The sequence below is a fragment of the Cognatiyoonia sediminum genome (genome assembly GCF_900129845.1).
GTDB lineage: Bacteria > Pseudomonadota > Alphaproteobacteria > Rhodobacterales > Rhodobacteraceae > Cognatiyoonia > Cognatiyoonia sediminum.
This window is the reverse complement of record NZ_FQXB01000001.1, coordinates 1,428,800-1,441,366: the sequence shown is the minus strand read 5'-3', so window position 1 is coordinate 1,441,366 and position 12,567 is coordinate 1,428,800. Positions and strand designations below refer to the sequence as shown.

The window sequence follows — 12,567 nt, the reverse complement described above, 5'->3', positions numbered from 1 at the left end:
ATTTAGGCAAACGCAGCCTCTAGAGCGATTTCGACCATATCGCCGAAAGACTTCTCGCGGTCCTCGGACGGCAGGGCCTCATGAGTGATGAGGTGGTCACTGACCGTGAGCACCGCCAAAGCGCGGCGCTTGTAGCGGGCGGCGAGGGTGTAAAGCTCGGCGCATTCCATCTCGACCGCGAGGATGCCGTGGCGCGTCATCTGCTCGTTAAGATCGGGGCGTTCGTCATAGAAAACATCCGCGGAATAGATGCCGCCAACATGGACGGGTGATGGTTTGCTTTCTGCTGCGTGGTAGGCTTTGTGCAAGAGGTCAAAGTCGGCCGTTGGCGCGAAGTTGAGCTCTTTGAACATCCCGATGGAGGGGGTTGAGAGTGTCGAGGAAGTGGTAGCAAGGATCACATCGCGGATGCCCACATGTTCCTGCATCGCACCGCAAGACCCGATGCGGATCAGGGTTTTGGCGTCATAGTCTTTGATTAGCTCGTTCACGTAGATCGAAAGCGATGGCATCCCCATACCGGAGCCTTGGATTGTAACGCGGTGGCCGTTCCATGTGCCGGTAAAGCCCAACATACCGCGCACTTCGTTGATGCAAACAACGTCTTGGAGGAACGTTTCCGCAGCCCATTTCGCGCGGTACGGATCGCCCGGCATCAGGACGGTTTCTGCGATGTCGCCGGGATTTGCGCCGATGTGAATGCTCATGATGACCCTCGCCTTGTTCGTTGTCGCAACAAGTGTCCCTCAGTTGAGCAGCTTTGGCAATCCGATCCTATTCGGCGGCGATAGCACTGGGGTCTACGAGGGTCACGATGTCGGTCATGATCTTGTTCAGTTCAAAGTCCTTTGGTGTGTAGACCTTGGCGACGCCCATAGCGCGCAGCTTTTCTGCGTCGTCGTCGGGGATAATTCCGCCTGCGATTACAGGGATATGGCCGAGGCCAGCCGCGCGCATTTTATCCATGAAAGCGGCGATGAGCGGGATGTGTGAGCCGGAAAGGATCGAGAGACCGATGACGTGGGCTTCATCGTTGCGGGCGGCGTCGACGAGCTCATCGGGTGTCAGGCGGATGCCTTCATAGGTGATGTCCATGCCGCAGTCGCGTGCGCGGGCGGCGATTTGTTCGGCGCCGTTGGAGTGTCCGTCGAGGCCCGGTTTGCCGACGAGGAATTTCAGGCGCCGGCCAAGGGTCTGGCTAACGAGGTCAACCTGTTCGCGGATGTCGTCCAAGCCCTCGGTGCGGTTCGATGGGTTCGCGCTGACACCCGTGGGCGCACGGTATTGGCCGAAGGCGGCGCGAACGACGTCGGCCCATTCGCCGGTGGTCACACCCACTTTGGCGCATTGGATGGATGGGATCATGATGTTCGAGCCGTCTTTTGCGGCGTCTCGTAGATCGGCCAAGGCGGCTTTGACGGCTGCTGCGTCGCGGTTTGACTTCCAAGCGGCGAGGCGTTTGAGCTGATCGGCTTCGGCTTCCGCATCGGCTACCATTATGGCATCGTCACCCGCCGTCAGCGGTGACGTTTCGCCCGCTTGCCATTTGTTCACGCCGACAACCGTGGTGTCGCCGGTCTCAATCCCGCCGATGCGGTTGGAGTTGGATTCGACCAAGCGGCCTTTCATATAGGCAATCGCGCCCACCGCGCCGCCCATGCCGTCGATTTGCTTAAGTTCAGCGCGCGCACCTTCTTTCAACGCGTTGACCTTGCGGTCGATGGCTGGGTTTTCATCAAAGAGGTCGTCGTGTTCCAGCAGGTCGGTTTCATAGGCCAGGATTTGCTGCATCCGAAGCGACCATTGCTGATCCCAAGGGCGGGGCAAACCAAGGGCTTCGTTCCACGCGGGGAGTTGCACAGCGCGCGCGCGGGCTTTCTTGGAGAGGGTGACGGCCAGCATCTCGATCAAGATGCGGTAAACGTTGTTTTCCGGTTGCTGTTCCGTGAGGCCAAGAGAGTTGACCTGCACACCATAACGGAAGCGGCGGAATTTGGGGTCTTCGACGCCGTAACGCTCTTGGCAGATTTCATCCCAAAGCTCGACAAAGGCGCGCATTTTGCAAAGCTCAGTGACAAAGCGGATGCCTGCGTTTACGAAGAAGGAAATCCGGCCGACCATGGCGGGGAAGTGTTCGGCGGGCACTTTGTTTTTCAGATCGTCCAAGACAGCTGTCGCAGTGGCGAGCGCAAAAGCGAGTTCCTGCTCCGGCGTCGCACCGGCTTCTTGCAGGTGGTAGGAGCACACGTTCATCGGGTTCCATTTGGGAAGATGCTCGCGCGTGTAAGCCGCGACGTCGGTAATCATTCTGAGCGACGGTTCTGGCGGGCAGATGTACGTGCCGCGCGAAAGGTATTCTTTGATGATGTCGTTTTGAACTGTGCCTTGCAGTTTGGAGACATCAGCACCCTGTTTCTCTGCCACGGCGATGTAGAGCGACAAGAGCCAAGGGGCCGTCGCGTTGATCGTCATGGAGGTGTTCATCTGCTCTAACGGGATATCATTGAAGAGCGTGCGCATGTCGCCAAGGTGGCACACGGGCACACCGACTTTGCCGACTTCACCTTTAGAGAGTTCGTGGTCGCTGTCGTAGCCGGTTTGCGTGGGCAGGTCGAAAGCAACAGAGAGGCCTGTTTGACCTTTGGCGAGATTGCCACGATAGAGCGCGTTGGATGCCGCAGCGGTGGAGTGACCGGCATAGGTCCGAAACAGCCAAGGGCGGTCTTTCTGCGTTTGCGACATGGTGGGCACCTCGAATCTTATCACGCAATATTATTTCGCAAGAATTGATTTATAGGACATTATTGGTCGCTGTCAATTCGCTGCGTTGCGGCATGACGGGATTTACCATTTCTGTTTTCGGTGGCAGTGTTGCCTGATGACGCAACCTATCACCATGCCGCTGTGGGCCTTTGTACTTTTGGTGCTTTTCGCGGCGGTGACGCTTGCATCGCATTTCTTGTTTCCATCAGTGCGTTGGTTTTTTCGCAAACGGGCGGAGCGGCTCGTCGCGAAATTGAACACGAGACTGCAACGACCAATCGAGCCGTTTAAACTCGCCAAGCGTCACGACATGATCCAGCGGCTGATTTACGATCCGTCAATTGCAGAGGCTGTGGTGGAGTACGCGGACTCGCATGACGTACCCGAAAACGTCGCCTTCGAGACTGCCGAACGCTACGCGCGTGAGATCGTCCCCAGCTTTTCCGCTACCTTGTATTTCACCGTGGGTATGCGACTGGCGAAGTGGATTAGCCGGTCGCTGTATCGCATTCGACTGGGTGCGTTCGATCGCGAAACGCTCGAAAGCGTGGATAAGGACGCGACGGTGGTCTTTGTAATGAACCACAGAAGCAACATGGACTACGTGTTGGTCACCTATTTGGTCAGCCGCGCCGGTGCCTTGTCTTATGCGGTTGGGGAGTGGGCGCGGATTTGGCCGCTGAGTTCACTGATCAAGATGCTGGGGGCCTACTTTATCCGGCGTAAGTCTCGTGGCCGTTTATATAGGGCTGTTTTGGCACGATATGTGCAAATGGCAACGGACGGTGGCGTCACGCAGGCGATGTTCCCTGAGGGTGGATTGAGTTTGACGGGAGCGGTTGGTGAGCCGAAGCTGGGTTTGCTCAACTACATTGTTGAGGGCAATGATCCAGACAAGCGGGACGTTGTTTTTGTGCCGGTTGGTTTGAACTATGATCGAGTCTTGGAAGACCAGTTTCTTGTAAAAGCGGATATCACTGGGGTGCGGCGATTCCGGCCGCCCGTGATGACCGCTTTGGGTGGAACGTTCGGATATTTCTGGCGTTTGATAACGAGACAGGCGCGAGGCTACGGAACCGCATCTGTGGGATTCGGGACGCCCTTGTCTCTGCGTGAGTATCGCGGGAAGTTTGAAGACGACGTACTGACAGAAGCGGTCGCAGATGAACTCATGAACCGTATTCGTGATGTCGTACCGGTTCTTTCCGCACCTTTGGTGGCTTCAGCCATCCTTTCGGATGAGCCCGATTCCGAAGCCGACATTGTGCGGTTTGTTGAACAGAAACTTGACATGCTGAAGAGTAAATCGATGCCGCGCCCGAAACGGGAAGCAACTGAACTCGTGAATGATATTTTAAAGCGCCTTGAACGGCGCAAGATAGTCACAAGAAATGGCGGTCAGATTGTTGCGACAGAACTGGGACGGCCAGTTTTAGAGTATTATGCGCGATCCATTGCACATCATTTCGCTGAAGAGGTCGAAATTTCTGCGATTGCAAAGTAATTAAATTACAAAAAATGCAATCACAGGGTTGCAAAGTTACTCTTGCGTCGAATATTAAGTCGATGAAGCGCCGATTCTGCGGTGCGGCAATTTTAGAGAAACCTCAGCGATGGTGACCCCGATGGCCTTGGATCAAAACGCAGACATTCACGTCTATGACGCCCCTCAAAAAGACCTTTATGAAGTTGGCGAAATGCCCCCAATGGGTCATGTGCCAGAACAAATGTACGCATGGACGATCCGGCGCGAACGTCATGGCGAGCCTGATAAGGCGTTCCAGATCGAAGTTGTTGATGTGCCAAAGCCGGACAGCAACGAGGTTTTGGTTCTCGTTATGGCCGCAGGTGTGAATTATAATGGCGTCTGGGCTGGCTTGGGCATTCCGATTAGCCCGTTCGACGTTCACAAAGCAGACTTTCACATTGCAGGCTCTGACGCATCCGGCATCGTTTGGGCGGTTGGTGATAAGGTGAAGCGCTGGAAAGTCGGCGACGAAGTTGTCATTCATTGTAACCAAGACGATGGCGATGACGAGCATTGTAACGGCGGTGATCCGATGATGTCTCCAACCCAGCGGATTTGGGGCTATGAAACACCTGATGGGTCTTTTGCGCAGTTCACATGTGTGCAGTCTCAGCAGTTGATGCATCGTCCGAAGCATCTGACATGGGAAGAAGCCGCCTGCTACACGCTGACGCTTGCAACAGCGTATCGCATGTTGTTCGGCCATCACCCGCATGAGCTAAAGCCGGGTCAGAATGTCCTTGTTTGGGGCGCGTCCGGTGGCTTGGGATCTTACGCGATCCAGTTGATCAACACCGCAGGCGCCAATGCGATCGGTGTTATCAGCGATGAAGACAAGCGTGACTTTGTGATGTCGCTGGGCGCCAAGGGCGTGTTGAACCGGAAGGATTTCGATTGCTGGGGGCAATTGCCTGAGGTCAACACCGAGGAATACAACAAGTGGTTCTCGGAAGTTCGGAAATTCGGCAAAGCGATCTGGGAGATCACCGGAAAAGGCAACAACGTTGATATGGTGTTTGAGCACCCTGGTGAAGCAACCTTCCCTGTCTCTAGCTTTGTTGTGAAGCGAGGCGGCATGGTTGTGATCTGTGCGGGCACATCGGGGTATAACCTTACAGTGGACGCGCGTTACATGTGGATGCACCAGAAGCGTTTGCAGGGCAGCCACTTCGCCACCTTGCAACAGGCGAGTGCGGCCAACCAGCTGATGCTGGAGCAGCGTTTGGATCCTTGCATGTCTGAGTGTTTCAAGTGGGACGAAATCCCTGATGCGCATATCAAGATGCGTAAGAATGAGCATAAGCCAGGCAACATGTCTGTCTTGGTTCAGGCCACACAAACGGGCTTGCGCACGCTTGAGGATACAATCGCCGTATCGAAGCGCTGAAATTCTTCCTTCTAGCATTTCCCGACTGTTAGCAATTTTCGCCCTCCCTATTTCTGGGGAGGGCGAAGTTGTGAATAGCCATCAAAAAGTTATCAATGCTGCCATAGGTTGTTAATAGTTCGTTAACTAATTCGCCGGAGGCTGACTATGGGACATAAGTGGATACTCGACGTGTTGACCGATTTAAGGTCCTTTGCCCAAGACAACGATCTGCAACTGCTCACGGATCAATTGGCGCAAACCACGAAGGTGGCATCGGTCGAAATCGCGGCGACATCCGAAGAGAAATCTTTGGTGCCAAATGGTGATAGCCAACACAATCGAGCGCTCTTTACGGGAGTTGGGGCGCAAAAAGGACTTTGCTGAAATTCAAAACTGGGTTGTCGGACTGCGCGATTGGTTCGGCGTAGACCACGTTGTTTACCATTGGGTCAGCGCGGACGGCGAACAATTTGGCTTTGGGAGTTACCCGCCAAGTTGGGTCCAACATTACATTGACAAGGACTATCTGCGGGTACATCCGGTTATTCTTGGCTGTTTTCAGCGGTTTCATCCTGTTGACTGGAAAAGGCTGGACTGGTCTTCAAAATCCGCGCGGCAATTTCGAAAGGATGCGATTGACTTTGGAGTTGGCAACCAAGGGTATTCGGTTCCGATCCGGGGGCCGAATGGACAATTCGCACTCTTTACAGTGTCGCACACATGCTCCGACAATCGCTGGGCAGACCTAACGATGACCTATCAGCGCGACATTATTCTCGTCGCCCACTATCTGAATCAGAAGGCGCTAGAAGTTAAAGACGGCGGAAAGCAGAAGCCGAGCAGACCACTTTCACCTCGTGAGGTTGACAGCTTGACCTACCTGGCAATGGGGTACGGTCGTGGGCAAGTCGCTGATATGTTGTCGATTTCTGAACATACGCTTCGTGCCTATATCGAAAGTGCTCGCGCGAAATTGGGTGCTCTCAACACAACCCACGCCGTTGCTAGGGCGCTCAGCGAGGGGCAAATTTTGATGGGTGGAACCGTTCTGGTCGAAGAAAGTAAATGGCCCGGCAAAGATGAGGCTCTCATAGAGAAAGTGGGTTGAATTTTAAGGACCGGACGGTTCGTTAACCGGTTTCTTAGTTAACACAGCCACCTTTCAAAGGCGTTGAACCTTTGGAGGGATACAGATGATCAGGTTTGTCTATGGCGATGAGATACACAACTACCCAACGCTTCAAGACACGATGCACCGTGACCGAGCTATACAATTCAAACAACGACTAGGTTGGGACGTCGCTGTTGATGAAATTGGGTGGGAGCGGGATGAATGCGACGCATTGAATCCGCTCTATCTGATTTGGGAAACACCCGGCGGTCGACATGGCGGCTCTATGCGTTTCTTGCCAACGACGGGGCGGACAATGGTGAATGATCATTTTTCTCACCTCGCCGATGCTCAGATAATGTCACCATTCATTTGGGAATGTACCCGATTTTGCTTATCGCCAGATGCGAATTCTCGCACGGCAGCTTTGCTGTCTGTTGCCGGTGGGGAGTTGGTGCGCGCCTTTGGACTAAGTCATGTGCTTGGCGTTTTTGATGCGCGCATGGTGAGAATTTACAATATGATCGGGACGGCGCCCTAAGTTATCGGAAGCGATGGCCACGGGCGCGATAAAGTCAGCGTGGGGTTGTGGTCTTACCGCGATGAAGATCGGCGCCGCGTGTTGCGTCGCGCAGGAATTTCATCAGAAATTTCCGAAGCGTGGTTCGAGCGTTCGTTTGGGCGACCAATTAAGTTGTCAATCGCCGCCTGATCCTCTGGCAGCCACTCTCGCGGGCGGGTAGTGTCCCGCCATGACAGCTCATAACGCGATTTCATTTTCCGAAGATCAGGCGGCTGCTTGGGACGACATAGCGGTTGTTTTGAGGCAATCGGGCGTCGATCTGGATGAGAGTTTGCTGCAACCGTCACGCTCCGATGCTTCGTCCGTTTTGGCTGTTGTAGGAAAGGCGGGCTCGGGCAAAACTCTGTTGTTGGCAGAGCTTTACCGAGCTTTGGAAGAAGCGGGTGTGGATGTAATTTCTGGCGATTGGGAGGGGCGCAAGAAGAAGGACAGGCGCACCCTCGCGATCCTTGCACCAACGAACAAAGCGGCGAGCGTGTTGCGTAATCGAGGTGTGCCCGCGACGACGATCCACCGAATTCTTTACACGCCCGTTTATGATCCTGAATACGAAAAGATCGCCGAATGGTTGGCCGGGCAAGGCGACAAGCCAGAGATTGAAGGGCTGACAGATGTAGCCCTTGATCGGGCGTTTGCGTCCTATCAGCAGAACAAATCCATTCCCGCGGCCTTGGCGGCGGCGGGGCTGCGGGGCAGCGATTTCATTACGGGCTGGAAACGGCGCGAGGAGCCGTTGGATATCGGGTTCATCGACGAAAGTTCGATGCTGGATAAGAAGCAGTTCGAGGATTTGCAGGAGATTTTCCCGACGCTTCTGTTGTTTGGTGATCCAGCGCAGCTCCCGCCGGTTCAATCCGAGGGTGGTATGGTGTTTGAGACCTTACTCGAAAACCGCGTGTTGAAATTGAACCGCGTCCATCGACAGGATGCAGACAACCCGATCTTGGATTTGGCCCATGCGTTGGCCGACCCGCAGCTCGATTTCTATGGGTTTGAGCGGATGGTGACAGAAGCCGCTGAACGCGATGAACGGGTTGTTCTCGCACAGCGGGTCGAGGCAGGCCTGATGGCGCGTTCCCCCGCTTTGGTTTGGCGCAATGCGACGCGGATAAGATTAATCCACGCCTTCCGCGCGGCTTATAATGCGCCAGAGGACGAGTTGCTGGAAGGCGAACCGTTGATTTGCGACGGGATCGAATTGCCAATGAAGCACCGCAAGAAACGGCTGGACTTGGAGGCGCGTGGACTAACCAAGGGGGCGCAGGTCATCTACCTTGGGCCGGGGCGCAAGCCGGGATTTTCTCGCCTTCATGTTTTCGGTGCGGAAGACCCGCAAGTGAGCGCCGCGTCCATCGTAAAGATCGAACAGGAAGGGGATGAGGAGCCCTTCATTCCTTTTGCGGCGCGTATGGGTGCCACATTTTTGCACGGGGCGGCAGTCACCATCCACAAGGCCCAAGGGTCGCAATGGGATACTGTGCAGGTGTTTGCGCCTGATATTTATGCGGCCAGTCGCATGGGACGGGTCGAGGCGGGTCAACCGTTGTGGAAGCGATTGGCATATGTGGCGATAACGCGGGCAGAAAACCAATTGCGCTGGGTCGTGCGCAATCGGCTGGGGCGGCCGGAAGGGCCACTCACGGTTGATGATCTACGCGCACCTGCGGCGGAGCTGACCTTATCGGCGGAGGAGCAGATATGAAGACGATCATGGTGACAGGCGCCAGTGGCGGGATTGGGCGTGCAGTGGCAGAAACGTTTCTGGCAGAGGGTTGGATCGTTGGGCTTATGGCGCGGCGCGAAGCGGCTTTGCAGGAGGTCGCGCAGGGGCGCAAGAATGCTGTCGTTTTGACGGGCGATGTCACAAAAGAAACGGACGTTGAAGCGGCGTTCGAGGCATTGATTGCGAAAACCAATCATTTGGACGTTCTTTTCAACAACGCGGGCATTTTTACGTCTGCTGCGCCTGTCGATGAGATTTCGCTGGACGATTGGCAGTCGGCGGTGGACGTGAATTTGACCGGCATGTTTCTCGCTGCACGCGCGGCCTTCAGGCAGATGCGCAGGCAAGACCCTCAAGGGGGGCGGATCATCAACAACGGCTCTATTTCCGCACATGTGCCGAGAGAGGGTTCGATAACCTACACGGCGACAAAGCATGGTGTCACGGGCCTCACGCGGACGATTTCACTGGATGGGCGGCCCTTCAACATCGCGTGCGGCCAGATTGATATAGGCAACGCTGAAACCGATATGTTGCGCGAATTGGCGCGGCGGGCGGTGGAGAACGGTGATGCGCCGCCGCCGATGATGGACGTGCAATTGGTCGCGGATGCGGTGCTGTCGATGGCGAACCTGCCGCTCAACGCCAATGTGCAGTTCCAGACGTTGATGGCGACGCAGATGCCCTACATCGGGCGCGGGTAGCCCTAGCGCCGTATCAGGCTAAACGCAGCTGAGGCCAACCATCCGGCCGCGATCGCGATGGCCAACGACATGATCCCGTACCAGAAGGCGTTTTCGCGCGACATGTTGTAGAGCAAGCGCTCGATCCCGACTTTCTGTACTGGGATCACCGTTTCATGGGTATCCACGATAGTGCCATCGCGGGTGAGCATGATGCGTGTTGCGTAGTCACCTTCGGTCAAGTTGGCGGGCATCTCGATCGAGGTGCTAAAGAGCGTGTCTTCTGAGAGGCTCACTGCACCTTCGTTCAGCTGGTACAAATCCTGATCGCTTTTGATCCGCACAAGGGCCTTAGCGAAACTACCGCTGTCGAGCACGTTTGCACCGACCTGCCGCACGGCTTGGGAGGTTGTGACACGGTTTTTGAGGTCTTCTGAGGGCCGCAAGATGTCTTCGAGTGGGGCGTTGCTCGCAACCGCATAGAAGGATGGCGCTTGCTCGATCTCGACCTCGTCGGAGTTTACCCAGATGCCAAACTTGCGTTCTTTGCGCCGGATTGTGACGTGTTGGTCGGGGCCCGCGACGGTGATGATGACGCCAAGTTCGCCTTCTGGTTCTGGCGCATCGCGGCGGATGGCGCCGAAGACAAGGATATCGGAGCCGTCAAAGGTGGCGTTGATCGACACTTCATCTTGGCTGAGGTCTGAAACGATTTCTTCTGCTTGTAAGGGGATTGCAAGCACAAGGAGCAGGGCGAGAAGGCGTAGCATCAGTGGCCTCCCGTTCCGATGGAATAGCGTTCCGACGGCTGCAGGATCAAATCCAGTGCGAGCTTACCACAGACGGCGATGACCATTAGAGCCAATAGAATGCGCAGTTGTTCCGCTTTTAGATGGACGCCAATTCGTGTGCCGATTTGCGCGCCGATCACGCCACCGACCAGCAGCAATACGGCCAGCACGATGTCGACTGTATAGTTCGTCGTAGCGTGCAACATCGTAGTGAACGCGGTAACGAAGATGATCTGAAAGAGTGAGGTGCCGACAACGACTTTTGTGGGCATTCCGAGCAGATAGATCATGGCCGGAACCATGATGAACCCTCCGCCGACGCCCATGATGGCCGCGAGGATGCCAACGCAAATACCAACCAGAACTGGTGGAATGACTGAGATATAAAGCCCAGACACGCGGAACTTCATTTTGAAGGGAAGGTTATGCACCCAGTTATGGCGTCGTCGTTTTGGAGCGGCACCTGGCGTGTTGGTTTGGCGGATCGCGTTGAGGCTTTCGACAAACATCAAGCTGCCGATGATGCCAAGGAACACGACGTAGCAGAGCCGGACCAGCAGATCGACCTGTCCAAGGGATTTCAGGTAGTTGAAGATCAACACACCCAAAGCTGCACCAATCAAACCTCCGATTAGAAGGACCGTTCCCATACGCAGGTCGACCGTTTTTCTTTTAAGGTGCGCGAGCACGCCGGAGAATGAGGACGCCACGATTTGGTTGGCTTCGGTCGCAACGGCGACCGCGGGTGGAATGCCGATAAAGAACAAAAGCGGTGTCATGAGGAAACCGCCACCAACGCCAAACATACCCGACAAAATGCCAACAATTCCGCCGAGGCCGAAAAGCAGGAAGGCATTCACCGAAATTTCGGCGATAGGAAGGTAGATTTGCATTGGGCTTGTCCCGCAGACTCAGATGCTGCTGACGCGTATCAGCACCTTTCTAGGCGTCGTGTCAAACCCCTAGAGGCGGTTTTTTCTGCGTTTGCAGCATAAACCGCCCCTTTGGACTTAATCCGTTGCGGCAACTGGTTCTAAGAAGCCTTTGCTATCTTTCCTTGACGTAGGGTTCCCCACCTGCACGCGGAGGGATGGCTTTGCCAACGAACCCTGCCAGAATAACCACCGTTAAGATGTAAGGCAGCGCATCGAGCAGCTGTCCGTTCACCTTGAAGCCAAGTGTGTTTTCCAGAAGGTCAGGGCGCAGTGCCAGGGCTTGCAGGAAGCCGAAAAGCAGAGTTGCGTAGAGCGCGTGCCAAGGGCGCCACTTCGCAAAGATCAAAGCGGCGAGTGCGATAAAACCGCGTCCGGCGCTCATGTCCTTGGTGAAGCCTGCTTGCAGTGCGGTCGAGAGGTAGGCTCCCGCGAGGCCACAGAGAACGCCACAGATGATCACAGCGATATAGCGCAGTTGGACAACAGAGATACCAGCGGTATCGACCGAGGCAGGGTTTTCTCCGACAGCCCGCAGGCGCAAGCCAAAGCGTGTACGGTAGAGCACCCACCATGTGAGCGGGACTAGAAGGAACGCGATGTAGACCAAGACCGAGTGACCGGAGATCAATTCATAGTAAATCGGGCCAATCACAGGGACGCTTTGCAGGCTTTCCGCAAAGGGAAGCGTAATCGGTTCAAATCGTGCATCGCCTTGGAGCGTTGGAGTCCGGCCCCCTTGTGCAAACCAGCTTTGCGCAATGACAACCGTCAGGCCAGCGGCAAGGAAATTGATCGCAACACCTGAGATCAGTTGGTTGCCTCGGAATGTGATCGACGCCACACCATGAACTGCTGAGAGAACGAGAGAGGCACCGATCCCGGCCAAAAGGCCAACCCATGCGCTGCCTGAGGTATAAGCGATGGCTGCGGCCATGAAGGCGGCCGCGAGCATCTTTCCTTCAAGGCCGATATCGAAAATACCGGCGCGTTCGGAATAGAGACCAGCAAGACAAGCCAATAGAAGCGGCACAGCAAGACGGACGGAGCTGTCGAGGATTTGGAGGATGGTCAGCAGATCCAT

At 55.4% G+C, this 12,567-nt stretch carries 11 protein-coding genes and 1 pseudogene; 7 read left to right on the top strand and 5 right to left on the bottom strand.

What is annotated here, in order from left to right:
• Positions 1-2 precede the first annotated feature (2 nt).
• On the bottom strand, positions 3-707 hold the full coding sequence (gene deoD / locus BUA85_RS07195) for a purine-nucleoside phosphorylase (protein WP_072900140.1): 705 nt from the start codon (positions 705-707) through the stop codon (positions 3-5).
• 67 nt (positions 708-774) lie between these two features.
• Entirely contained in the window at positions 775-2,742 is a 1,968-nt protein-coding gene (locus BUA85_RS07190) for a protein meaA (RefSeq protein WP_072900139.1), read from the bottom strand.
• Between the two features lie 136 nt (positions 2,743-2,878).
• Between BUA85_RS07190 and BUA85_RS07185 the strand changes: the two genes are divergently transcribed.
• The 7 genes and pseudogenes from BUA85_RS07185 to BUA85_RS07155 all read left to right on the top strand — a co-directional run bounded on the left by BUA85_RS07185 (position 2,879) and on the right by BUA85_RS07155 (position 9,781).
• On the top strand, positions 2,879-4,267 hold the full coding sequence (locus BUA85_RS07185; RefSeq protein ID WP_072900138.1) for a 1-acyl-sn-glycerol-3-phosphate acyltransferase: 1,389 nt from the start codon (positions 2,879-2,881) through the stop codon (positions 4,265-4,267).
• Between the two features lie 121 nt (positions 4,268-4,388).
• Positions 4,389-5,678: a crotonyl-CoA carboxylase/reductase gene (gene ccrA / locus BUA85_RS07180; protein ID WP_072900464.1), complete on the top strand. Its 1,290-nt coding sequence runs from the start codon at positions 4,389-4,391 to the stop codon at positions 5,676-5,678.
• A 147-nt stretch (positions 5,679-5,825) separates the two neighbouring features.
• The gene (locus BUA85_RS16775; RefSeq protein WP_072900137.1) at positions 5,826-6,044 is read left to right on the top strand and encodes a hypothetical protein; all 219 of its coding nucleotides are present in this window, start codon (positions 5,826-5,828) and stop codon (positions 6,042-6,044) included.
• A complete protein-coding gene (locus tag BUA85_RS07170; RefSeq protein WP_072900136.1) occupies positions 5,980-6,768 on the top strand; it encodes a helix-turn-helix transcriptional regulator in 789 nt (262 codons plus the stop codon). The genes BUA85_RS16775 and BUA85_RS07170 overlap by 65 nt, the downstream gene beginning before the upstream one ends.
• Before the next feature lie 85 nt (positions 6,769-6,853).
• A pseudogene (locus BUA85_RS07165) lies at positions 6,854-7,483 on the top strand (acyl-homoserine-lactone synthase).
• A gap of 40 nt (positions 7,484-7,523) precedes the next feature.
• Complete coding sequence (locus BUA85_RS07160) at positions 7,524-9,056, top strand: ATP-dependent DNA helicase (RefSeq protein ID WP_072900135.1); 1,533 nt, start codon at positions 7,524-7,526, stop codon at positions 9,054-9,056.
• The gene (locus BUA85_RS07155; RefSeq protein WP_072900134.1) at positions 9,053-9,781 is read left to right on the top strand and encodes an SDR family oxidoreductase; all 729 of its coding nucleotides are present in this window, start codon (positions 9,053-9,055) and stop codon (positions 9,779-9,781) included. Before BUA85_RS07160 ends, BUA85_RS07155 begins: the two co-directional genes overlap by 4 nt.
• Positions 9,782-9,783: 2 nt before the next feature.
• Here BUA85_RS07155 and BUA85_RS07150 read toward each other — a convergent pair whose 3' ends face one another.
• From BUA85_RS07150 to BUA85_RS07140, 3 genes are all read right to left on the bottom strand, one after another.
• On the bottom strand, positions 9,784-10,530 hold the full coding sequence (locus tag BUA85_RS07150; protein ID WP_072900133.1) for a TIGR02186 family protein: 747 nt from the start codon (positions 10,528-10,530) through the stop codon (positions 9,784-9,786).
• Positions 10,530-11,444, bottom strand: a complete 915-nt coding sequence (locus tag BUA85_RS07145; protein WP_072900132.1) for a sulfite exporter TauE/SafE family protein — start codon at positions 11,442-11,444, stop codon at positions 10,530-10,532. The genes BUA85_RS07150 and BUA85_RS07145 overlap by 1 nt, the downstream gene beginning before the upstream one ends.
• A gap of 154 nt (positions 11,445-11,598) precedes the next feature.
• A complete protein-coding gene (locus tag BUA85_RS07140; protein ID WP_072900131.1) occupies positions 11,599-12,567 on the bottom strand; it encodes an ABC transporter permease in 969 nt (322 codons plus the stop codon).

Excerpts from the sequence above, each read along its gene's own strand:
- deoD (WP_072900140.1), bottom strand. The coding sequence starts at position 707 with ATGAGCATTCACATCGGCGCAAATCCCGGCGACATCGCAGAAACCGTC.
- BUA85_RS07190 (WP_072900139.1), bottom strand. The coding sequence starts at position 2,742 with ATGTCGCAAACGCAGAAAGACCGCCCTTGGCTGTTTCGGACCTATGCC.
- BUA85_RS07185 (WP_072900138.1), top strand. The coding sequence starts at position 2,879 with ATGACGCAACCTATCACCATGCCGCTGTGGGCCTTTGTACTTTTGGTG.
- ccrA (WP_072900464.1), top strand. The coding sequence starts at position 4,389 with ATGGCCTTGGATCAAAACGCAGACATTCACGTCTATGACGCCCCTCAA.
- BUA85_RS16775 (WP_072900137.1), top strand. The coding sequence starts at position 5,826 with ATGGGACATAAGTGGATACTCGACGTGTTGACCGATTTAAGGTCCTTT.
- BUA85_RS07170 (WP_072900136.1), top strand. The coding sequence starts at position 5,980 with ATGGTGATAGCCAACACAATCGAGCGCTCTTTACGGGAGTTGGGGCGC.
- BUA85_RS07160 (WP_072900135.1), top strand. The coding sequence starts at position 7,524 with ATGACAGCTCATAACGCGATTTCATTTTCCGAAGATCAGGCGGCTGCT.
- BUA85_RS07155 (WP_072900134.1), top strand. The coding sequence starts at position 9,053 with ATGAAGACGATCATGGTGACAGGCGCCAGTGGCGGGATTGGGCGTGCA.
- BUA85_RS07150 (WP_072900133.1), bottom strand. The coding sequence starts at position 10,530 with ATGCTACGCCTTCTCGCCCTGCTCCTTGTGCTTGCAATCCCCTTACAA.
- BUA85_RS07145 (WP_072900132.1), bottom strand. The coding sequence starts at position 11,444 with ATGCAAATCTACCTTCCTATCGCCGAAATTTCGGTGAATGCCTTCCTG.
- BUA85_RS07140 (WP_072900131.1), bottom strand. The coding sequence starts at position 12,567 with ATGGATCTGCTGACCATCCTCCAAATCCTCGACAGCTCCGTCCGTCTT.